The sequence below is a fragment of the Dyella sp. RRB7 genome (assembly GCF_022761115.1).
Lineage (GTDB): Bacteria > Pseudomonadota > Gammaproteobacteria > Xanthomonadales > Rhodanobacteraceae > Dyella.
The window spans coordinates 1-22,327 of the sequence record NZ_JAKWJS010000001.1 but is presented as its reverse complement, the minus strand read 5'-3'; the positions used below and the strand labels follow the sequence as shown (position 1 = coordinate 22,327).

The window sequence follows — 22,327 nt, the reverse complement described above, 5'->3', positions numbered from 1 at the left end:
CGGCTGCTCCAGGGCCAAGCCGGATGGCTGTCGATTATTTCTTCGCATATCCCACAGTCTGCGCGAAAGTCACGAATTGCTGCGCTTGCAGTTGAAGTGCGGCGGCGAGTTTCGAGCAGTCCACGCTTCCTCGAAAAACCGAGGCGAGCCCCTCCGAGGCACAGAAGAGATAAACATTCTGGCCGATGAATCCCGCATCCACCGACGCGTAGAGATGGCGCTCCTCGGGATCGATCTCGGTCATGCGTTCGCCATGAGCCACATAAACCAGGTCCAGGGGCGCCGAGGCGGCGAAGTCCTGCAGGCCGGTTTGTCCGCGTAGATCGCCTTTCAGGACCGGGGCGAGCGCATGGTTGGGTGCGTCATAGATCCATACGCCGTCAGCTGTTACGACATAGAGGTCCAGCACCATGACGTGGCGCCAATAGGCTGCGGTACGCTCGCCGCCCGGTCGATTCACCCCAAACGCCGCCCATAGTAAGTTCGACAGGGTCTGCGGCGACAACGGCTGACTGGTGTATTCACGGGTGGAGTGGCGAAGCATCAGCGCATCGAACAGCGGCATGCCGCCTTGCTTTTGTGGCGGCGGCAGAAGAACAGGCGACTGTTCCGGCGGCACGTTGGAAAAGGGCGTGGCGGATGGATGAGCGGCTTCGGACGGTTCGGTTTGGTTTTCGTGTTGCGTGTTCATGCCGGCCCTTTGCTTGTGGGTGGGGGAGTTGATGGGATATCCCGTGGGCGTCGAGCCAATATTGATGCGTATCAATGGCTACGCTGATGCGTGCATGGTCGGCGTAGCCTGTTCACGAAATGGCTTCATGGTTGTTTTGCGGGCGTGAAGATTCGCGGCGCCTTGGCGCGCGGCTTCGCTGTCCATCATGGGGTGGCGTGATGGTTGGTCGCAGTCGGCGTCGATGCGGTTGACTCACGCTATATCATGCTCCGCGTCTATAGTCGCTGCGGGTCACGCTGCCCAAAGCACCTACGTCCTGCCTTCGATTCAGATGCAATAAAAGAGTGCCGCAGTTCGCGCGTGCCAATCCCTGGCCACGCGCCGAACCCCGATCCTCAGTTGTAGCTGCCGCGACTGGAGTTGCCCATGATCCCTGCTTCGTTACCGTATCCCGGCATTCCCTACGGTATGGCGCCCGCCTGGCTTTTCCCGGCTACTGAAATAAGCATCTACGTCTTGATGATTCTCTGCCTGCTTCATGCGCGGAGAATCGGGGGGCAGGCGTTCTCGTATCTTTTCGGCGGACTGATCTTCGGCCTTTTACTGGAATATTTTGAGGTTCTGGGCGGCGACTACACCTATGGCCAGTTCTGGGTGATGCTGGGTCGCGCGCCGTACGATGTGCCGCTATGCATCGGGTGCGGCTGGGCGATCATCATGTACACGGCGCGGCTCTTCAGCGATGGAGTGGGCCTGCCACTATTGGCCGCCGCGGCTCTCGATACGCTGCTTGCCCTGAACATCGACCTGAGCATGGATGTAGTCGCGTACCGCGTCCACATGTGGCATTGGCACTGGAACTTGCAGAGTGAGAATCCCCTGACCGCCCAGTGGTTCGGGATTCCTTATGGCAACTTCGTCGGTTGGATCACGGTAGTCTTTTGTTACTCCGCCTTCAGTAGGCTTTTCGAGCGTTTGATGGGCCGGTACCGAAGGGGGGCGTTGATGAGGTTCGGCGCAGTCGCCATGCTTGCCGTCGCCTGCTCGCTGGGGGTTCTTGTACTGACCGAAACCTTCGTATTTCCCTTCCTCACCAAGTATGCCGGCCTCACCTCGGGGCGCCGGCTGATTCTCCTCGCGCTGGCGCTTATCGCGTGGGTCATCTTCAGCCGGAAGCGGAGGCCTGCGAGTGCCGGGCGGCAGGCTCCCATTACCAGCTTGGTACCCTACTGGTTCCATTTTTTCTTCTTTTCCTGCTTCCTCGTGTTTGGTTTTTACCGCGAGAACCCATGGATGACGGCGGCCGCCGTTCTCAATGTCCTGATCGGCATCACGGTTCATCTATATCCCGGCTCGCGGCGCCTTATGGGTAAGGCCTATAAATAAACTGATTCCATGGCGATTCATGCGAAACCGCAGGCATGGACAAAGAGGATGAGATCGGCGTCGAAAACGGACCTTTCCCGATTGCCAGAGGTGCCCGGGGGGCCTTGGTTCCCGGATCTTGGGTGCTGCACGCGTTAAACCAACGGTTTAATCGCATCACGATGAAATAGCGGCAGCACGAACTCGGCGATTTCCTGCATCGTCTCGGCCAGTGGGCGTGCGTTGCGGCGAAAGTGCAGGCCGATGTGCTGCACGCCGGCATCGCGCATGGCGTGCAGTTCCGCGATCAGTCCGTTGCGACCCACCCGCGCGCCGAAGCGCTGCCGTTGCAGCGGCGCATTGGGATCGTCGACCAGGTCGAGATGGATGAAGCTGATATACGGCTTGTCCGCGCCGGCCGCCTGACGCCACAGTGCGACGCGGCGGACGTGATCGTCCGGCGTGCCGGGGTAGGCCAGCCAGCCGTCCATGTGCTGCCCCACCCATGCAGGACTCTGTTGCGCCAGGCCGGCCACCAGCAACGGTAGCGGGGCCTGCGGGCGCGGCACGATCTCGATGCCGGCAGGCAGCTGCGTGGCGCCCCAGTCGCGAAGCATGGCGATCTGCTCGCGGAAAGTTTCGCCGCGTCGCTGGAAATCGCGGCCGAAGAGCGGGTACTCCACCGGGCGATCGCCGCTGGCCACGCCCAGCAGCAGGCGGCCATGGCTGAGCCGGTCCACGCTGGCGGCCGACTTGAGCGTCAGCACCGGTTCGCGGATCGGCAGTACGACCGCGGCAGTGCCCAGCAAAATACGTTCGGTAATGCCGGCGAGATAGCCAAGGTAGGTAAAGACCTCGAACACCTGCGCCGCATCGCCGAAGGCCGGATCGTAGACCGGCACATCGCGCACCCACAGCGCGCGGAAGCCGAGGCGGTCGGCCAGCCGCGCCCGCTCGGCATGCTGCGTGATATCCGGGATGCCGAAAGCGCGACCGGCATCCCGCCGACGCTTCTCGCCATCGGGCGACCAGTCGTTATCCAGCGGGAGCTCCACACCAATGCTGAAACCACCGTGGGTCAGTTGCTTGATCTGCGAATGCATCGTGCTTGCCTTGGGTTATCGGGGATGATGTTGGCGCGTCGCGCGAGTGGGTGCCGTGCCGGCCATGCGGGGGAATGCGTCAACTCAGTCCCAGGCGGACGCGCCATACGTCTCAGTGGCCGACCACTACCGAACCGCCGGCACGCGGGTCGAAGCCGTTGCGCTTGTCGAGCACGCCGCTCCAGGTGGTGATGCCCAGCGACACGAGCACCACCAGGGCGCCGATCCATGGCGTATACATCAAGCCGAGGTGCGCGACGATCAGGCCACCGACCCAGGCCGCGCCGGCAATACCGAGGTTGAAGGCGGCGATATTCAGGCCCGAGGCCACGTCCACCGCCTGCGGCGTGTAGCGTTCGGCCTGTTTCACCACGTAGACCTGCAGGCCGGGCACGTTGCCGAAAGCCACTGCCCCCCACACCAACACCGTGGCCAGCGCCAGCCACTGGCTGTGGGCGGTGAAGGTCAGTGCGAACAGCACCGCGGCCAGCAGCGCGAAGATGATCTTCAGCGCCGGAATCGGACCGTGGCGGTCGGCCAGCTTGCCACCCCACAGGTTGCCCACCGCCACCGACACGCCGTAGACCAGCATCACCCAGCCCACCGAGCTGGCGCTGAAGCCGGAGACATCCTGCAGGATCGGCGCGAGGAAGGTGAACGGGATGAACGAACCGCCGTAGCCGATCGCGGTCTTGGCGTAGACCATCAGCAGGCGCGGCTGGCTGAGCACCTTGGCCTGCTGCGCCAGCGAGGCCGGCGCCGACTTGGCGATGTTGTTGGGTACGAAGATCAGGCTGCCGATGAAGGCGATCACACCCAGCGCAGACACCGCCAGGAAGGTCTCGCGCCAGCCGTAGTGCTGACCGATGAACGTGCCCAGCGGCACGCCGGTGACCAGCGCCACGGTGAGGCCGGTGAACATGATCGCAATCGCGCTGGCGGCCTTCTCCTTCGGCACCAGGCTGGTGGCGATGGTGGAGCCGATCGAGAAGAACACGCCGTGGGCCAGGCCGGTAAGCACGCGCGCCGCGATCAGCGACTCGTAACCCGGCGCCTGCCACGCCACCAGGTTGCCGATGGTGAACAACGCCATCAGTCCCAGCAACAGCGTCTTGCGCGGCATGCGGCCGGTGAGCGCGGTGAGCACCGGCGCGCCGATGGCTACGCCCAGCGCATACAGGCTGACCAGCAGACCCGCCGAAGGCAGGGTAATGGCCAGATCCGTGGCGACGGTGGGAATCAGGCCAACGATGACGAACTCGGTCGTACCGATGGCGAAAGCGCTGAGGGTCAGCGCCAACAGGGCAATAGGCATGACAGGCATCCAGTTAAAAGGGGAGAGGATGCGAAGTGTGGTGGCCTTACATTTGCCGAAAAAGTCGTCTATAAACAAAACATATTTGATCTCAATTCAATAATGAAAACGACCCTGGATGAATTGCAGACCTTTATCGCCGTGATGGACGCGGGTTCCATCACGGCGGCGGCGGAGCAGCTGGGCCAGACCGTCTCCGGCGCCAGCCGGACCCTGGGGCGGTTGGAGGAGAAGCTGCAGACCACGTTGCTGCGACGTACCACACGTCGCCTGGAGTTGACCGAGGAAGGCCGCGCCTTTCTTGAGCGGGCCCGCCAGATCGTGAAATCGGTGGAGGATGCGGAGGAACAGATGGCCGCCCGCCGGGAACGCCCCGCCGGGCGCTTGCGGGTGGATGCGGCCACGCCGTTCATGCTGCATGTGGTGGTGCCGATGGTGGCCGGCTATCGCGCCCGCTACCCGGACGTGGAACTGGAATTGAACAGCAACGAAGGCATCACCGACCTGATCGAGCGCCGTACCGATGTCGCCGTGCGCATCGGGCGGCTCAAGGATTCCACCCTGCATGCGCGACCGCTCGGCAGCAGTCGTATTCGCGTGCTGGCCAGCCCGGCCTATCTGGAGAATCGCGGCAAGCCCCGGCGCGTGGATGATCTGGTTCATCACGCCTTGCTGGGCTTCAACCAGCCCGAATCGCTCAACGACTGGCCACTGCGCGACCGCAACGACGACCAGTTGCACATCCAGCCGACGGTATCGTCGTCCAGTGGCGAGACATTGCGTCAACTGGCGCTGGCTGGTGAAGGCATCGTCTGCCTGGCCGACTTCATGACCCGCGAGGACCGACGGGAAGGTCGCCTGGTGCCATTGTTCCCGCGCGAGACACTGGATATCCGCCAGCCAATCAACGCGGTCTACTATCGCAATACCGCGCTGTCCTCGCGGATCACCTCCTTCCTGGATTACCTGGTCGAATCATTGGGCGAGCGACCGTTCCAGGAGTGAGCTTGGCAGTTGAGTGGTATGGATCATGTGCACCCTTGATTAGCGCCACAGGCGTCACCAGCTCTTGAATTCTTGAGTATGCGAAGCTCGGCTCCGCCGTCTTTGGGATAGCTGGAAGAATCGAAGAGGGAATGCATCGATGCCCGACATGTTTGTGACAACCGTTGCTGCGGTCGCCTTGCTTCTGTTGGCGCAAGCCTTCCGGATCGCGATCAGCAGAATCAAGCTTCACAACTCGATGCGGGTCTATCGGCGAAAAGCCATCGCCGAAGACATCTATCATTCGTATGAGCGCATTCTAGGTGGCTCTTCCCGCCGGATATCGAAGCCTTGGTGGAGGAAAGTCGATCCAAGGATTCCTGGGCAGGCCTATCGTGAGGCGCTCCGTACCGTGGCGAACCGCCGTCAAGTGGAGTCTCATAGGTAAGGCTGGGAATGTTCGCTTCCTACCCAAGGCTGGCATTACAGCCCCCACGAGAGCTTACGGCGAAGATGCAGCTGACATATCGCGAAGCACGGTTGCCGGACTTATGGCGAGACGCGCATGGCGACGAACCCGTGCACGCCTGCGTCGCGAGCGGACGGATAGCCTGTGCAACATGCCTGACGGGTGTATGGCGTCAAACCGCACCAAGCCGGGCCGATCCATTGAACGGACCGTTCATTAGGGTATGAGCAGCAGCCATGGATGGTCTCCAGCGTGAGGTGAAGTTGATGCCGCCGCCATTCAAGCAATGCGCTCCATCAGGTTTAGCTCCCAGGCTTCTATCATGCCTTCCACCTTGCGCTGATAGTCTGCGAGATGCGGGGTAGCCAAGTGCTCATCCAGCAGTGACTTGCTTTCCCAGCGCTCGACAAACATGAACGCATGGGGTGCTTCGGTGCTGCGGTGCAAGTCGTATTGCAGGCAGCCTGGATCACGGCGCGAGGGTGGGATCAGTTCGATAAGCGCTTGCTCCACCTGGGCCTCGAATCCGGGGGCGGCGACGATCTTTGCGACCACTGTGATTTCGGTGGGGGAATTCATGGCATCCTCATTTGCTTCTAAGATGTAAAGGTCAGTGATGGGTTGAGTGGAATCCTATGCTCAACACTGTGCCAGTCAGCTCGAGGTTTGTCTGCCATGCGCTGATGGCGGTTCGGTACGCCGGTCCGGTCAGTCGCCAGAAGTCCAGGAGCATGAGCGACGCCCGCAGGGTGAACACGGCCAGCCCGAGGGCAGAGAAACGAACGTTCACCTGAACAGCTAGCATCAACCCGGCGATGATCTGAAAGATGAATCCGCAACCCGCGACGGACATTGCAATTTTCACGTGGGGACGGCAGATGATCGACCGGGACGCTTTGCATCCTCGACGACCGCTTCCGCCCGTACTACGAGCATAAGGTGGTGGCATAGCCATGGTTATTTCCCGGCTTCCAACGGCGGAAGGCAAGCGACGCCATCCAGGCACGAACATCTACTTGGACGCTGGTACGAAGCTCCGGCGCTTCCCTCATGTTGATGTGTCCACGCACTCCGGCCCGGGCCTGAGTCTCAGGTTCGGCCACTTGGCCGCGATGGCGATCGGCTGATGGCGCTATCGGTAGACGTCGCCGTTCCCCGGAAAGCGAATCGCTATCCTGGCGTTGTATCACGTTGGTTCATCGTTGCGATGCTGTCGCTCGCCGCTCTCCTGTCGTATGGAGACCGTTACATCATCAACCTGGTCGAGGGCAGCATCCTGGGCGATTTTGCCCTGACCGATGGGTCTGTCAGCCTGATCATGGGTGGCGGTTTTGCCGTGCTGTATGCGTTTTTCGGCGTGCCGCTGGGCCGCGTTGCCGATCGCATGAATCGACGCAACCTGATCATCGCCGGCATGGCGTTGTGGTGTGCAGCGACGGCAGCCTGTGCGGTAACCACGACCTTCGCACAACTGCTTGTAGCTCGCATGTTGGTCGGGCTGGGGCAGGCCGTGCTGATGCCGGCCGCGACGTCGCTGATCGCCGATAGCTTTCCGCCCCGGGAACGCGGACGGGCGTTCAGCGTCTTTCATATCGGTGCCGTGCTGGGCGGGGGACTGTCCCTGAGTCTCGGGGGGCTGCTGCTGGCCGGTGTAGAGCATGGGTTGCTGACCAATATGCCATTGCTGCAGGAGTTGCCCGCCTGGCGCAATGTCATGCTCTTGGCTGGATTTTCCGGGCTGCCGCTATGTCTGTTGTTGCTGAGCGTCCGCGAGCCTCCGCGACACGGCTTGCGTGGCGCGCGGCGTCTGATTACGTTGGCGCGCGTCGGCGTGGCGAATCGGGCGCGCGTGGTGCGAACCTGTTTGGCGGTCGGTGTGGTGGCGGCCGGCGACTACGGATTGTTGTCATGGCTGCCAGCCGACCTTGAGCGAGCCTATGGCATTCACCCCGACAGTGGCGGGCAACTGATCGGCTTGATGTTGGCGTGCGGTGGACTCGCCGGCTGTCTGTCGAGCGGTTGGCTGGCCGATTACTTCGCGCGTCGGCGTGGACTGCCCGCGCGCATCTGGGCGATGCGTCTGAGTTATGGCGCCTGTTTGCTGAGCCTGCCGTTGTTCCTGGCCGGCTCGTCGAGCGCCTTGTTGGCTGGCACGGCCCTGTGGGTCTTCGGTTCCGTATCCGCTTTCGTCGCCGCGAACGTCTTTTTGTCCGAGGCCGTGGCGAATGAATACCGCGCCACGATCATCGCGCTTTGCAACATCTGTAGCGCCGTCATCGGCATGGGGCTGGGTCCGACATGGGTGGTCGCGCTGTCGCGCCTGATGCCGGGCGGCGGCGATGGCGGGCTCGGACTTGGCATCGCCAGCCTGTGCGCCCTCGCCATAGTCGTGGCGCTCGGCCTGCTGTCATGGCGGGTTGAGCAGGAGCCCATCCGTGACCGATAAGACCCCCATCGCGCGGTTGAACCCGCATTTCGCCTCCGTACTGCGCGCTGACTACAAGACGCTCCAGGACAGAATGGCCGAAGGGTATGTGATGTTGGGTTGGGCGGATCCGTTCTTTCCCGACCCTTGTCTGCCTGAGCATGTCATTGCGGCTGCCAAGACGGCATTGGACCAGCACGGCGCGCACTACAGCCTGCCCATCGGCTCGCCCGTTTTGCGGCGGGAGATTGCCGCCAAACTCGCCGCTCGCAACGGCCTTGAAGTCGATCCGGACCGCGAGGTGATCGTTACCCCAGGTTCCGATGCCGGCCTCTGGCAGGCCATGCAGGTGATCCTGTCTCCCGGTGACGAGGTGCTCAATCCCGTTCCCAGCTATCCAAGCAACTTCCGCAACGCCGAGCTGATGGGCGCCATTAGCGTGCCCGTACCGCTCGATCCTCATCGTGATTTCGAGCTGGACGTGGCAGCGGTGCGGGCGCGGATCACGCCCAAGACGAAGCTGATCATTCTCACTCAGCCCAACAATCCGACGGGCACGGTTCATCGCCGGGAAACGCTGGAACGGTTGGCCGCGCTCGTACTGGAGCACGACCTGCTGGCCATCGTCGACCAGGCGTTCGAGGACACCGTCTACGACGCCCGGGAGTTGGTGACGTTTGCCACATTGCCAGGCATGCGTGCGCGCACCATAACGCTCTTTTCCATGTCCAAGGGAATGGCCATGAGCGGCTTTCGTGTCGGGTACTCGGTGGCCGCGCCCGAGATCATGGAGGTCATGCACGCAACGGCGGTCAATATCCTGGGGGCGACCAACACCGCTGCGCAGGAGGCGGCCATCGCTGCCTTGCGCGATCGCGATTTCGTCGCCGGGTATATCGAGAAGTATGAGCGACGGCGCAAGTATGCTGCCGACATGCTTGGTGCGATTGCAGGAGTGCGTTTTCGGCCGCCACAGGCGGGACTCATGATCTGGCTCGACATCTCGGGCCTGGGCACTTCCCGGCAAGTCTCGGACCATCTGCTTCAGGACGCGAAAATTTTGGTACATCCCGGAGCGTTATTTGGCGGGGTCGGCGCGAACTATGTCCGCCTGGCGCTGAGCGCGCTGCACGATGATGATGCCTTCTGCGACGCGCTGGAACGCACGGCCGTATCCCTGCGCAGGTTGCCGGTGAAAAGTGGCTGGGGTTGAGACGTCCCCATATCTCCTGCCGTTCCATCAACGACTGGAAGTGCGCGGGTGTCGCAGTCTTCAAGGCGAAAAAACCGCAAGAGAGCCGCTGCTCGGTGATCATGGCGGAAGCGGTAGTCGCCTCTTCTGGGGCGGACGGGGCCGAGGTGCAGGAAGTGACGTCGGCGCAGCTAGCTATGGCTTGCCGCCACGTCATTCTCTATTACTCGCCCTCTGGCAAGCTGCTCCGGCAACGCGCCGCGATAACTAGATCAAACACTTAGCCAAATAGCCTCTTCTGCGATAGAAGCACTTTGACAAGCAAAGTGTGTACCGAGGTGGGGCATACGACCGGGCTACTCAAAAATGGGGGCATCGGGTTTTACGAAGTAATTACGCTGCACCGATACTGTGCTGCAGCAACTTTACAGCTCGCTACTTTAACTTCGATCCAGGTTGACATGGGGAGAAGGGGATGAGTGGGCGGGTTGATTCAGCAGTCCATTTGAAATCGACCAGTGATGGGTGCAGCGATTTCCGTGGTGTCTTGAAGGGCAGTGAGGCATCCGTTCTGGTGCCTTCAATCGCGTTGGGGAGCCGGAAGCAGCTATTGGCTTCCCATACGGCAATGTGGCGACACGATCGAGCCGTGCGAACCGGAGGATGCACGCGTAAACCCAATGCGCGATCGAGTAAAAAAATAGTGGCGGCCACTTTATTGTGCGTTACGGCAGCAGGTTTCTCTCTGAAGGCGCATGCTCAGTCGGCCACTGTCCCGACTACCGATGGTGCGAAAACGCTCGATGAAATGGTGGTAACTTCGCAGAAGCGTGCTTCCACACTTCAGACGACGCCAGTCAGCATCACGGCCGTCAGTGGCGACGACTTGCAGGACCGCGGCATCACCAACTTCAGTACTCTGGCGCAGTCGACGCCCGGCGTCTCGCTGAAGAGCGAAGGACCTGGCCAAACCGAGATCGAACTACGCGGGATGACATCCAGCGGCGGAAATTCGCCGACGGTCGGCTTTTATCTCGATGACATTCCGTTGACCGCTCCGGCCGCGGCGCAAAACGGCAAGGTGGTGATCGATCCCACGCTGTATGACTTGAGTCGCGTCGAAGTGCTGCGTGGACCACAAGGCACACTATATGGCTCGGGATCGATGGGTGGCACGGTGCGATTGATCACCAATCAACCCGATCTGACGGCGTTCGGTGGCTCGGCGCAGAGCACGCTATCGGGAACCGACGGGGGAGGTTTCAATCACAATGGCAATGTGATGCTCAATATTCCGTTGATGCAAGACAAGCTCGCGCTTCGTCTGGTGGCGACGGAATCACACACCAGTGGCTGGATCGATCGGATCGTCGCCAACCCGTTTCCGTTAGTGAGTACCAATGGCGCGATACGCGGCGATGTAGAAGCCGCCCCCATTGAAAAGGAATATCCCGGCTCGAACGCCCAACAGCTCGATGGATTTCGGGCCACCTTGCTTTGGAAGCCGACCGACCGTTTGTCGATCACGCCTTCTTTCTTTGTCGAGAACAGCCGGCAGGATGGCATCAGCGCCTATGACAGCGTTCCGGGTACCGAAGCGCATTATCAGCCCTTCGATATCGCTGAACCGCTGACCGACAAGATCAATATCTTCAGCCTCAACGTCAATTACAGCTTCGACGCCTTCGACGTGACCTCGAGCACCGCGTATTGGCACCGCCGATCGACACAAACCGAAGATGCCAGCGAGGATTTCAATAACCCGAATACGGGGGCGACCTATGCTTCAAACTATGGCCTCCCCAATCCTGGCTATTACGGTCCTACGGGAAGCGGTGCGGTCTACGGCCACGAAGATGATCCCTCTGAGCAATTCAGTCAGGAATTTCGCTTCGCATCCAAGGGCGACGGCAAATTGAACGAGGTTGGCGGCGTCTTCTTTAGCAATTACTCCGCCACTTGGAATTTCAACGGAACAACCGAGAATCCTTCGACCTACATGGACGTCGGTACTTTCGCGCCGGCGACGACGCCTCATTGGTTCGATGCGCAATCCCCGACCCGACTCATCCAGTATGCGATCTTCGGCGATGCGACATACGACTTCAGTAGTCAACTCAAAGCCGATGTCGGCGTGCGCTTCTACCACTACGATTATCGATTCTCTTCGGTAATCAGCGGCTGGGGATCGGCCTTGGGGGCAGCGACGCCATCCGACTCTGGCCTTATCACGCAGTCAGGTGAGGGCTTCAACCCAAAATTCAATCTTGCCTATCAGTTCAACAACGACCTGATGGTCTATGGGACTGTGGCAAAGGGCTCACGGCCGGGCGGTGGCAACGCCCGATATCCGACCACTGGGGCCTATTGGAGCGCGGTGTTCGCCCCGTATGACTTTTCCGGAGGTAAATGGCCATCCAGTTACCAACCTGACTCGGTGTGGAGCTACGAAATCGGCGAAAAGGCTCGGTTCTTGGATCGCCGACTGACCGTGAATGCGAGTGTCTATTACGAAAACTGGCGTGATATCCAGCTCGAAGCGCTCCCTGGTGACTGGGCCTTGAACATCAACGGTAATCGCGCGGAAATCTATGGCGGCGAAATCGAAACGCGCGCCATTCTTGGGGGCGGCTTCGAAGCGGCGATCTCCGGCAGCTACACCCACGCATGGGTGGATCCGGGTGTGCACTGGCAAATCACGCCAACGCATACGCTATCCGACGTGGCACCCGTGACTGGAAACGTCATCCTCGACTATTCCAAGAATCTCACCAACGTCTACACCTTCAAGGCGCTGCTGGAGACTGCATATGTCAGCCATCGATATTCCCTGGCTTTCCCTTATGGCTACTCGTTGAATGGCAAGTTCATCCGCCTGCCGGCCTATGATCTGACCAATATGCGAGTGGTCATTGAATCCAGTGCCGGCTGGGACGCTGCCTTGTTCGCCAATAACGTGTTCAACAAGCGCGCTCAACTGGAAAGCCTGTTTCAAGAGTGCCTGCCAAGCGCGGCATTCAATCGCATCGTCACCAACCAGCCGCGCACGGTTGGTGTCGATTTGACCTACCGCTTCTAGCCCGTACCATAGCGAGCTTCCAGCCACCTGGAGCTCGCTGTGGTCCTCGTGAGTAGATCGTTGTCCGTGCACGAAGGTAGTCGGTGAGATAGGGCGATGAATAAGCCAGTTCGCTGGCAGAAATCCGGCAATGGCCACAATCAATAGCAAAAGTCCTGCTGTCGCTGGGGCGTCATAAGGGATGCGGTCCCCAATCGCAAGGTGTGATCTTGGCAATATCGATCGTTGCAGTGAGTAGGGCATCGGTGTCATGCCCATCATGGGCATGACGGCAAAGTATGTGTGGCTTTGAAAGCCAAAGTCTGTGCAGCAAGGACAGGTCATGTACACACGTTGCTTGCGGCCGAAGATCAGAGTACGTGTGCCCATAGCAGGATCAACGATTTAGTCGTTGTCTTTATAAAGAGTGACCTCGCTTTGGCAAGCAAGGTGTGTACGCGTGCGGGGCGTCCGCTCTGGACTGACAGCAAATTCTGGCCTGGTGACCACCTAGACGAAATCTCGGAAACGCTCTTGCCCGGACGTTAATAAATCTGCGGTGCTGCCGAAAAGATTGGCAGAACCACTGAAGGGGGCGAGGCTTGGAGAACGAAATACCGCACAACGAGGGGGCTCGTAGCTTTCTAAAGAATCTGCGGGGGGCTCTGGCCGCCTCCCCGGGACTCCGGCATAGGTGGATCAGAACAAAATCCAAGGACTTCCTGGATTTTACGCGAAGCTGCGTTTCAGGCTTGACTTTGATTGCTGGCAGCCTCGCTACAACGTCGTATTACACGTGTGGAAATCACTGGTGGCGTCTCATGGTCACGCTCGGCCTGTGCTCGTCTGGCCTCGGAGTCTGCTACGCAGCTATTGCAAGTTGGTCATTGACCTTCCGTTGGCGGACAGCTCAGCTCGTTATTCGACGGGGGCTTCTATGTGTGCTTCCACTGATCTTCTTCTTTTTCTTGGACATTTCCGTTTGGGGTAGATGGAAAGAACGCGAGCCGACAAGCCATTGCAATCCCAATGCCACGATATTTTCGTGGTTGTCGAACCAATAGCTACCTGACGAGCAAATTGGGGTTGGGCTTCGTCGAGAGCTTGTCGCCGCAACGCCGCCATAATCCCGGGCAGCCTCGACTTCTTCGGAGACGCACGTAGACCCCGATTGATATATCGACTGCGCCGAATGGTCGTTGTACGTTAGAGAAAATAAATAGCAAGGAGGCTGCTTTGCATATTCACTCTTATCGTTTAAGAAACTTCAGGCGCCTCAAGGACGCTCATATCGAGCTGGATGGGGACATTTCGATTTTCGTAGGATCCAACAACAGCGGTAAAACGTCAGCAACTCAAGCCATTCATGCGTTCATGGCAGCTGGAAAAGATCGCTTTAACCTCTACGATTTTAGTTCATCATGTTGGAAAGCATTCGATGACGCCGGAAATTTCAATCTGGACGACCCGATTCCAGAGGGCTTTGCGCTTCCGAGCATAGACCTTGACCTCTGGTTTGAGGTTGCGGCAGCCGATCTATATCTGGTGATCCCCTTGCTCCCAAGTACGGCGTGGCAGGGTACCAAAGTCGGAATCCGTGTCTCTTTGGCGGCGCGCGACTTCGTCGAGCTTATCCGAACCTACCAGGAGGCCAAGGCTAGCGGCGCTCAGCAGATTGCTGAACTACCCCAAGGGTCGAAGTATGTTCCTTGGCCGCGATCCATGACGGACTATCTCGAACGAGAGTTTAAGAGCGCATTCGAGCTGCGCTACTTCATATTGGATCGCACGAAGTTTGACCAGGGCTTCCGTGAAATCGGTGACTACGTCCCTGATGAATTGGGTGGAGAACCCGGCGGCGGCGCGATCCTAAAGTCACTTATTCAGATCGACAATCTGGGGGCACAGCGACACCTCGCGGACCCCAATCCAGAGGCCGGAGGCAGATCGGAGGACCTATCAAAGCGTCTGAGTCGCTTCTACAAGCGTAACCTCAGTCAGCGGCAGGACGATCACACGGTCCTCAAGGCGCTATTCGAATCAGAGCAGGCGCTGAACTTACACTTGGATGAGGTATTCAAGCCAGTTCTTGATCGACTCGCCAAGCTGGGCTATCCCGGGATCAATAATCCCCGGCTGAAGATCATGTCGGCGCTGGACCCTGCCCACGTCATGAGCCAGGACGCTCGGGTTCACTATCAACTTGGCGATGGCGACGACGCTGCCACACTTCCCGATAGTTACAACGGGCTCGGATTCAAGAATCTCATCTATATGGTTGTCGAGATCCTGGACGCCCAAGCCAGATGGGCGTCCACGGAGAATCGGCCGCCATTGCATCTGATTTTTGTGGAGGAACCCGAGGCTCACCTGCATGCGCAGCTTCAACAGGTTTTTATTCGCCAAATTCTGGAGCTGTTGAAAATTGAAGGCGATGACGGAAGTATTTTCAGTAGTCAAATAGTTATCACAACACACTCGCCGCATATTCTTTATGAGCGAGGTTTTAGGCCGATACGTTACTTCAGGCGCAAGAAAATTGGCACGGAGCAGTTGACTGAAGTGCTCAATCTGTCTGCATTTTACGATGCCAAGCCGGACGATCGAGACTTTCTGGAGCGATATCTAAAGCTCACCCATTGCGATTTGTTCTTCTCAGATGCGGCTATCTTGGTCGAGGGTAATGTTGAGCGCTTGCTCCTGCCAGTCATGATTCGGAAGGTAGCAAAGACTTTGCGTTCCGCTTGTCTCTGCATTTTGGAAGTCGGAGGCGCCTTCGGACATCGCTTCCAGTCTCTCATCGAGTTTCTGGGCCTGACGACACTCGTTATCACCGACATAGACAGTGTCGCTCTAGTTGTTCCTGCGGAGGGTGTTGCCGTTGATGATGACGGCGATGTCGACGAGTTTGAGGTTCCAGCTGATGTGGAAGAGGGTGCTCCTGGGCAAGCTACACCGGAGGCAGAGGGCGGAGTTGAAGGGTCTGTAGCTCCAGTGCGAAAGACAAAGTACGGCAAAGCTTGTTTGCCGCAAGAGCAGGGAGCTGTGACGTCAAACCAGACGCTCATCAAATGGCTCCCCGGAATGCTCATAGTTGAGCACCTGCTTGGCGCCTCGGAGGCAGAGAAAACGCACGATCTTGAAGATGGCGCGAAGGTCCGAGTGGCTTACCAGACTGCGCGTGCAGTTACGTGGAACGGAGCAACTGAAACACTGTGTGGACGTACTCTCGAAGAGGACTTTGGTCTTGAAAACCCTGGATGGTCTCAAGCGGAGGCCAGGAAACAGGTGGGTTTGATTGTAAAGGGGGGCGCTGCCGATCCTCACGCTCTAGCCAAAGGTCTTCATGAAAGGGTGTCTAGGAAGAGCTTCGACAAAACACGATTCGCGCTTGCTGTCCTTACCGAAGACGAGGATGACTGGCTTGTCCCGACTTACATTCGTGATGGACTCGTTTGGCTGAAGGACGAAGTACGGATTGAGCTGGAGCCAGCGCTGCTCGGTGTTGGCCCTGTTGTTGAGGAAGTTGAACAGGGAGATGCGCATGATTAGCCGTGCAAACAAGCCGGACACTCAGGCTGACATTGATCTCCGAGGCTACCTCGGGCAGGTTCCACCCCGCAGCTTCATAATGAAAGCCGGCGCGGGCTCCGGTAAAACTACTTCTTTGATCAAAGGACTGTCGTCTGTCGTCAAGTTGCACGGCGATCGTTTGAGGAAAATGCGCCAGCGCATCGCCTGCGTAACCTATACGGAGATTGCGGCTGAGGAAATTTGGAAGGACGTAGGCAACGACCCGCTAGTTCATGTCTCGACGATCCATAGCTTCATGTGGCTCCTGATCAAACCCTTCCAAGATGACATCCGCATATGGGTAAAGGGGCGCATCGTTGAAAAAATGGAAGCGCTTGCTGAGAAGCAGGCAACCTACGGGCCAAGAGTCCAGCAGCGGACTAAGGAAAAGGATGCTCGGGACTTGGAGCGACTGCGTCGCCAGTCTCAACGAATCGTCTCGGTCAAAAGCTTTCGATACGGGACGGGCAGCGACTACGCAAAAGGAATCTTGGGTCACGACGACATACTTAAGATCGTGCCGCATTTCGTTGCCGAACGGCCCCTCTTTCGAACTCTTCTCGCATGTCAGTTCCCTTTCGTGTTCGTTGACGAAAGTCAGGACACAACTGTCGAAGTCGTCACGGCGCTAAAGATCGTCGAGCGGGAGGTGGATGTTTCGTTTTGCCTCGGTTTCTTTGGAGATCCGATGCAGCGAATTTACGCGACCGGAATTGGATTAGTTGAGGGCGACCCTACTTGGGCTGACATACCAAAACCAGAAAACTTCCGGTGCTCAAAGAAGGTTTTGTCTCTCGCAAATGCTATCCGCCGCGCCGGTGATGATCTTGTTCAAGTCCCTGGTCAGCGTCTCGGCCCTGAGGGTGTCGTTGGGACGCCTGAAGGCTCCGCGCACCTTTTCATTTTTCCCGCGGACGATACACGGGATGCCAACCTTGCTAAGGTTCGAGAATGGATGGCGGTGCGAACGGGGGACGATCATTGGCGTCCCGGAGTCCATGATCACGAACGTGTGAAGCTCCTCGTCATTGTTCACCAGATGGCTGCAAAGCGGTTGGGATTCGGAGATCTTTATACCGCTCTCAATTCAAAGGCCCCGTCGGCGTTTAAGGATGGCTTTCTGGACGGCACGGCATGGCCCATCTCGCCCTGCGTTAAGTTTCTTATACCCGTCGCCATAGCTCATTCCAGCGGACGGCAGCTCGAAGTGATGCGGTTGATCAGGGCGCACTCACTGCTTCTCGACAAGAGTTCGCTCTCCCAAGTGAACGTATCTGGACGACTGAAGGATCTTGGAGATCTCGTTGCCTCAATTTCGGCAGGCATAGTTGGAAATTCTGGAGCAACGATTGGTGATCTTCTGAGGAAGGTGTACGCCTCGGAACTATTGACCCTCGACCCCAGGCTTGTGTCCTATTTGGATCCGGCCAACGTCACGCCTACACAAGCCGCGCCTGCCGATGACGATGCGATCGACGATACGCCGGAAGATGATGAGACCGAAAAGGAAATGGCCTCAATGGATGCGTTCCTGGAATGCGATGCTAGCCAGCTCTTGGCGTATCAGTCCTATATTTCGGAGCGCTCGCCATTTGGGACCCAGCAAGGCATCAAGGGAGCGGAATTCAACAGGGTGCTTGTCGTCCTTGATGATGCTGAAAGCACACACTTCCAATTTTCATACGAAAAGTATCTCGGTCTCAAAGTGCTTTCTGACACTGATGTAAAGCACTCAGAAGCAGGCGAAGAGACCGTCGTAGACCGAACGCGTCGTCTCTTCTATGTGAGCTGTACAAGGGCATTGAAAGATCTAGCTGTTGTTCTCTTCACAGGTGAGCCTGCGCGAGCAGAGCAGCACATACGCGGGCTGGGCCTTTTTGAAGGCGATGCCATTCACACCAGTTCGATCTTCGATGTTGCCTAGCGACCGATACTATCTCTAGGAGTCTGTGTGTCGACTACCCTCAGATCAGTGCCACGAATAACTGGAGGTGGCCGGGTCGTTCTGGATACGAAATTCGGCGGGCGTCAGCCCGCCGAGGCTGTCATGGGGAATCTCGCGGTTATAGTCGGCTAGCCATTGCTCCGTGTGTTCGCGAACCTCGCTGAGGGTGCGGAACACATGCATGTCGAGTACGCCCCGTCGGTAGCTGCCGTTGAAGCGCTCGATGAAGCCGTTCTGCATCGGGCGGCCCGCCTCGATGAAGTCCAAGGCGATGCCTTTGCTCTCCGCCCATTCGGCCAATGCCAATGCGACAAACTCCGGGCCGTTGTCCAGGCGTAGCTTGGCCGGATAGCCTCGCCACGCCGCGGTGCGCTCCAACGTGCGAATCACGCGGGTCGCCGGCAGGTTCAAGTCGACCTCGATCGCCAGCGCTTCGCGGCTGAAGTCGTCTATGACGTTGAACGTGCGGAAACGCCGGCCATCCCATAGCGCGTCCGACATGAAGTCGATCGACCAACTGCCGTTGATCTGTTCGCCAGCGACCAACGGCAGCGGGTGCCGGTTGGGCACGCGCTTCTTGCCGCGCCGACGACGATTAAGCTGCATCAGGCAATACACGCGCCATACCCTCTTGTGGTTCCACACCAGGCCACGGCGTCGAATCAGCTGGAACAGCTTGTCAAAGCCACGTTCGGGAAAGCGTTCCGCCAACTCAGCCAATAGCGCAATGACCTCCTCGTCGCGATCCGGTCGACGCCGATAGCGCACCGTCGATCGCGACAAGCCGATCACCATGCAAGCCCGACGCTCGCTCCAACCGTGCTGACTCATCAACCAAGCCAGAAGCGGGCGCTTGTGCGCCGGGTCTACAACTTTTTTGCAATGAGATCCTTCAGCGCGTGGTTCTCCATCGCCAGCTCGGCATACATCCGCTTGAGCTTGGCGTGCTCCGCCTCGACATCCCGCAGCCGCTGCACATCCGAGGCTTCCATGCCGCCGTATTTGGACTTCCAGACGTAGTACGTCGCTTCGGAAATACCGAGCTCGCGGCAGACGTCCTTGACCTGCCGGCCGCCTTCGACCTGCTTCAACGTCGTGACGATCTGGCTCTCAGTGAACTTGCTCTTGCGCATCGAGGGTCTCCTTGGGGCTAGTTTGCCCGGAGACCTCTGGTTATAGGTGGAGTGAGCTTACGGGAAGGCGACAAAGCAAAGCGTGTACTTCAGCTTTGGTGCGCCAGTCATGTGGCGGCTGAAGGTTCGTGATCGAGCGAAGATCATGCGCTGCCGATACCGACAAATGGCTTCTTGCGGGTGTAGTAAACGCCTCGGTCAGCGTCGTGTATATACCGAACACGATCACGAATGCGCTCAAAGTCAAGTACGCGGTCATCCGGTACGAGCTGCGCATAGTTACGAAAGGTGGCGAGAACGAAGTCAGGTAAAGTAAGTGATGATGTACTGGCCTTCTCAACGCGTTGAACTGAAGGCAATGAACTTGGACGGCGTGCGCCATCGGTCGCCGCGCGCTGGTATTCGGCTTCCATGACCCGAGTTAATGAAGGAAGCTTCACCTTGTCGTTTCTCTCGACAAGGATATGTAAGGTCCACTCGTCAGAAGTGATGAGCTCCTGTCTGATTGAGTCGGCGAAGAGCTTGAGGTAGGTATCTTTGTATTTGCTTGAGCTATCCAGGCGCGCGAAATGTATTGATGCACTCCAGGAAAGGAAATCAGTCATCAAATCGAGGGTTTTTGTGCGAAGATCGAAGTGCGCATCCGTGTAATGGATGCCCACCGCCTGCAGTACATCTAAATCACCCTTTGCTCCTGGCTTGGTGAGGTAGTCACCCAGAAGGATTTGTATTGCCTCCTCAACTCTTTCCAGGTTGGCGATCCGGACACAGCAGAATGCTAGGTACTTAACGCCATCAACAGTGAATTCAGTTTCGTCTGCGATAACGAACCGATCGTCACGCTTCCTGGACTCAATCTTGGCGTGCGAGGTTGGACCACGATGGACTGCAAGAACGCGTTGCCATTGGTCGTTTATCTCCTTCGACTTCCTTCGCTCGATATAAGCTACGTACTTGACCATGCCCTCCAGGCGAAGATAAGTTTTGCGGAAATCTTCGTTGATCTTTTCTGCATGAAATCCAATGCCAAATCGCTCGCAGAAATGTAGTTCCATTCGAAGCATCCGCTTTAGCTTACGCGGCACATGCGGATAGTCACGCTCCGATATGCTTAGTCCAGTGACAAAGTGAGCCTGGCCGCGCTTGGATTTCCTGAATTTTCGCTCGGATAGCCGAAAGCCATGCTTTGCGAGAGTGGCGCGAAGCTGTTCCCTGCTTGGAAGATTTGCGTCACCAGAGAAAGTGATGTCATCGGCGTAACGCGTATACCTCACGCCACGTTCTTCCGCCAACGACTGCAAGTCCTTGTCCAGTCCTAGGCATACAAGATTTGAGATCACCGGACTTTCTGCAAGTCCGAGTGGGAGTGCGCCTTTGATTGTCACGAAGCGCGCAAGCGCCTTGGCGGGAGCAGCCTGCATACCGATAGTACGCAGCATTGCTTCAATTCTCTCAAGCGTAATGGTCGGAAAGAAGTTCTCAATGTCGGCGCGAATAGCTACACGGGCGCCGCAGTGCGGCTGGGCGTTGCTTCTTGTCGAACCACCTCGCACGTAGCCGTGAACAGCCGCATGCGGATAGCTGATCGGTCGGCGTCTAGCAAAGTCATCTAGCCTTCGCGCCACAGCCTTATGAGATCTAGCCACGGGTTCTTGCCGGCACTCCCACGCGATGCGGTAATCCTCCGGGTTTCGAGGATGGCGTTTGGGTATGGCGTGTAGGGCATAGATCTGTTGGGGATCTTCGCACGCAATGACGTCCTGAAAAATTTGCAGAGGAACGCCGAGCGCACGTGCTAGCTGGTCAATTGTCCTGACGTCAGCCAGACGGAAGAGCTGTTGTGACCCTGGGGGCGCTGTATTCATAAGGGGAGGAAGGGCGGCCTTGTTCAGAAAGCAAGTGGTCACTTTACAGCGGACGCGAAATCACGCCCCAAAACCATGAACGCTGCCGCCCTTCCTCCCCTTCATCATATTCGATTGCCGGCTTGGATGTGGAAGGTGTAACCAGACATTGGTGCCGCGCTGCCGATCGCGACCGGCAGCGCGTTCCCGCCAACCAACTACCTTGCCTGACCTTTCCGACCCAGCGCTGCCGCGGCGCTTGTAGCAGGCGCCGGGAACGTTGATGGCTGCGAATGGACTCGGTCGTCACTCGACCCAGCACTCGTCCCCTGGGTTTGTTCGGGAGGCGTCTGCGGCACGTTTTGCTTTACAGGCTCCGGGCATTTGATATCCGGCAGCTGCAACGAATTGACCGGAGTGCCAGAGCACATCGTTACATATAGGGCTCCCTTAGCGTACTCGGCCTGTTTATAAGCAAAGTAAGCCTGTAAGCCGTATGCAATGAGGGCCAGTGATGCAATCCAGGTTGTGGCCTTAGTCAGGTTCTTGGTCGCAGCTGCTGATCGGTCCATGCTTTGAGTTGCTAAGGTGGTGGCGCGACTTAGCTGAAACTGCGCCCTTTCTCTCAGGATGGCCTCAGCTTTGTTGCCAAAGTCAACGCGCTGCCAGGAAGCCGCCTGGAGCATGTGTGCCTCAAGATCAGAGGATCTGGCTGCGAGCACTTCCTTTCGCTGGTCGTCTTGCTGATAGACCGCCTGCGTTAGTAGATAAGTCTCGACATTGGTAGCCCAATGAGCGCGCACGAAATTCGTTACTGCATCTAAACGCGAGGCGAAGGCCGACCGCACTTCGGTCGAAGCCGGCCGGCTGTCCACCTCCGGGTCGGTCAATAGGAAGCTGCTCAGGACAGACATCTCTTCTGCTACAAGCCGCTCATACATCACGTTGTATGCATGAACGACCTTCGGGAGATCTTTGAAGGTGGCCAGAAGTTTGATTGCCTCAACAGTCTTCTTCGCGCTGGCGAGGCATGTGCTCTGCGCAGTTGTGCAACGCAACTTGAATCCTTCCTCGGCAGCGGCCTCAAGACGAAGTTGAAAGGGGTTGTGTTCACTTGGGTTAGTTGGAGTAGTTGGGGTCATGTCCGCCTATTGGTGTTGGTTATAGTTCGTGCCGGGGTGATCCGGTAATCCCCCCGCTTTTAGCGGACGTAAAAAGTGGAGCTAAGCAGCCAAGGCCAATTTCTGC

The 22,327-nt window shown here is 58.1% G+C and carries 15 protein-coding genes; 8 read left to right on the top strand and 7 right to left on the bottom strand.

Annotated features, from left to right (window positions below; genetic code table 11):
- Positions 1 to 34: 34 nt before the first annotated feature.
- Positions 35 to 691, bottom strand: a complete 657-nt coding sequence (locus MJ606_RS00075; protein WP_243047297.1) for a nitroreductase family protein — start codon at positions 689 to 691, stop codon at positions 35 to 37.
- Positions 692 to 1,099: 408 nt separating this feature from the next.
- Here MJ606_RS00075 and MJ606_RS00070 point away from each other — a divergent pair, with 408 nt between their 5' ends.
- Complete coding sequence (locus MJ606_RS00070; protein WP_243047296.1) at positions 1,100 to 2,059, top strand: carotenoid biosynthesis protein; 960 nt, start codon at positions 1,100 to 1,102, stop codon at positions 2,057 to 2,059.
- 134 nt (positions 2,060 to 2,193) lie between these two features.
- On the opposite strand, the gene MJ606_RS00065 is transcribed toward MJ606_RS00070, so the two are convergent.
- Positions 2,194 to 3,141: an LLM class oxidoreductase gene (locus MJ606_RS00065; protein WP_243047295.1), complete on the bottom strand. Its 948-nt coding sequence runs from the start codon at positions 3,139 to 3,141 to the stop codon at positions 2,194 to 2,196.
- Between the two features lie 112 nt (positions 3,142 to 3,253).
- Complete coding sequence (locus MJ606_RS00060; RefSeq protein WP_243047294.1) at positions 3,254 to 4,456, bottom strand: MFS transporter; 1,203 nt, start codon at positions 4,454 to 4,456, stop codon at positions 3,254 to 3,256.
- A gap of 102 nt (positions 4,457 to 4,558) precedes the next feature.
- Here MJ606_RS00060 and MJ606_RS00055 point away from each other — a divergent pair, with 102 nt between their 5' ends.
- Entirely contained in the window at positions 4,559 to 5,461 is a 903-nt protein-coding gene (locus tag MJ606_RS00055; protein WP_243047293.1) for a LysR family transcriptional regulator, read from the top strand.
- Positions 5,462 to 5,600: 139 nt separating this feature from the next.
- A complete protein-coding gene (locus tag MJ606_RS00050) occupies positions 5,601 to 5,888 on the top strand; it encodes a hypothetical protein (RefSeq protein WP_243047291.1) in 288 nt (95 codons plus the stop codon).
- A gap of 300 nt (positions 5,889 to 6,188) precedes the next feature.
- Here MJ606_RS00050 and MJ606_RS00045 read toward each other — a convergent pair whose 3' ends face one another.
- Positions 6,189 to 6,488, bottom strand: coding sequence for a putative quinol monooxygenase (locus MJ606_RS00045; protein ID WP_243047289.1), 300 nt, complete (start codon positions 6,486 to 6,488; stop codon positions 6,189 to 6,191).
- A 628-nt stretch (positions 6,489 to 7,116) separates the two neighbouring features.
- Here MJ606_RS00045 and MJ606_RS00040 point away from each other — a divergent pair.
- The 5 genes from MJ606_RS00040 (at position 7,117) to MJ606_RS00020 (ending at position 18,081) form a co-directional block, all read left to right on the top strand.
- The gene (locus MJ606_RS00040) at positions 7,117 to 8,355 is read left to right on the top strand and encodes an MFS transporter (protein WP_243047288.1); all 1,239 of its coding nucleotides are present in this window, start codon (positions 7,117 to 7,119) and stop codon (positions 8,353 to 8,355) included.
- Positions 8,345 to 9,547, top strand: coding sequence for a pyridoxal phosphate-dependent aminotransferase (locus MJ606_RS00035; RefSeq protein WP_243047287.1), 1,203 nt, complete (start codon positions 8,345 to 8,347; stop codon positions 9,545 to 9,547). Before MJ606_RS00040 ends, MJ606_RS00035 begins: the two co-directional genes overlap by 11 nt.
- A gap of 454 nt (positions 9,548 to 10,001) precedes the next feature.
- Positions 10,002 to 12,605 (top strand): TonB-dependent receptor, encoded by a 2,604-nt coding sequence (locus MJ606_RS00030; RefSeq protein ID WP_243047286.1) that lies wholly within the window; start codon positions 10,002 to 10,004, stop codon positions 12,603 to 12,605.
- A gap of 1,215 nt (positions 12,606 to 13,820) precedes the next feature.
- On the top strand, positions 13,821 to 16,136 hold the full coding sequence (locus tag MJ606_RS00025; RefSeq protein WP_243047285.1) for an ATP-dependent endonuclease: 2,316 nt from the start codon (positions 13,821 to 13,823) through the stop codon (positions 16,134 to 16,136).
- Positions 16,129 to 18,081, top strand: coding sequence for a UvrD-helicase domain-containing protein (locus MJ606_RS00020; RefSeq protein WP_243047284.1), 1,953 nt, complete (start codon positions 16,129 to 16,131; stop codon positions 18,079 to 18,081). The genes MJ606_RS00025 and MJ606_RS00020 overlap by 8 nt, the downstream gene beginning before the upstream one ends.
- 45 nt (positions 18,082 to 18,126) lie before the next feature.
- On the opposite strand, the gene MJ606_RS00015 is transcribed toward MJ606_RS00020, so the two are convergent.
- The 3 genes from MJ606_RS00015 to MJ606_RS00005 form a co-directional block, all read right to left on the bottom strand.
- A protein-coding gene (locus tag MJ606_RS00015; protein WP_243047283.1) for an IS3 family transposase occupies positions 18,127 to 19,235 on the bottom strand; the annotation gives its coding sequence in 2 pieces (ribosomal slippage) (positions 18,127 to 18,974 and positions 18,974 to 19,235; 1,110 coding nt in all).
- A gap of 143 nt (positions 19,236 to 19,378) precedes the next feature.
- Positions 19,379 to 21,100, bottom strand: coding sequence for a reverse transcriptase family protein (locus tag MJ606_RS00010; protein WP_243047282.1), 1,722 nt, complete (start codon positions 21,098 to 21,100; stop codon positions 19,379 to 19,381).
- A 197-nt stretch (positions 21,101 to 21,297) separates the two neighbouring features.
- Entirely contained in the window at positions 21,298 to 22,221 is a 924-nt protein-coding gene (locus MJ606_RS00005) for a hypothetical protein (protein ID WP_243047280.1), read from the bottom strand.
- Positions 22,222 to 22,327: the final 106 nt, after the last annotated feature.

Excerpts from the sequence above, each read along its gene's own strand:
- MJ606_RS00075 (WP_243047297.1), bottom strand. The coding sequence starts at position 691 with ATGAACACGCAACACGAAAACCAAACCGAACCGTCCGAAGCCGCTCAT.
- MJ606_RS00070 (WP_243047296.1), top strand. The coding sequence starts at position 1,100 with ATGATCCCTGCTTCGTTACCGTATCCCGGCATTCCCTACGGTATGGCG.
- MJ606_RS00065 (WP_243047295.1), bottom strand. The coding sequence starts at position 3,141 with ATGCATTCGCAGATCAAGCAACTGACCCACGGTGGTTTCAGCATTGGT.
- MJ606_RS00060 (WP_243047294.1), bottom strand. The coding sequence starts at position 4,456 with ATGCCTATTGCCCTGTTGGCGCTGACCCTCAGCGCTTTCGCCATCGGT.
- MJ606_RS00055 (WP_243047293.1), top strand. The coding sequence starts at position 4,559 with ATGAAAACGACCCTGGATGAATTGCAGACCTTTATCGCCGTGATGGAC.
- MJ606_RS00050 (WP_243047291.1), top strand. The coding sequence starts at position 5,601 with ATGCCCGACATGTTTGTGACAACCGTTGCTGCGGTCGCCTTGCTTCTG.
- MJ606_RS00045 (WP_243047289.1), bottom strand. The coding sequence starts at position 6,488 with ATGAATTCCCCCACCGAAATCACAGTGGTCGCAAAGATCGTCGCCGCC.
- MJ606_RS00040 (WP_243047288.1), top strand. The coding sequence starts at position 7,117 with ATGCTGTCGCTCGCCGCTCTCCTGTCGTATGGAGACCGTTACATCATC.
- MJ606_RS00030 (WP_243047286.1), top strand. The coding sequence starts at position 10,002 with ATGAGTGGGCGGGTTGATTCAGCAGTCCATTTGAAATCGACCAGTGAT.
- MJ606_RS00020 (WP_243047284.1), top strand. The coding sequence starts at position 16,129 with ATGATTAGCCGTGCAAACAAGCCGGACACTCAGGCTGACATTGATCTC.
- MJ606_RS00010 (WP_243047282.1), bottom strand. The coding sequence starts at position 21,100 with ATGAATACAGCGCCCCCAGGGTCACAACAGCTCTTCCGTCTGGCTGAC.
- MJ606_RS00005 (WP_243047280.1), bottom strand. The coding sequence starts at position 22,221 with ATGACCCCAACTACTCCAACTAACCCAAGTGAACACAACCCCTTTCAA.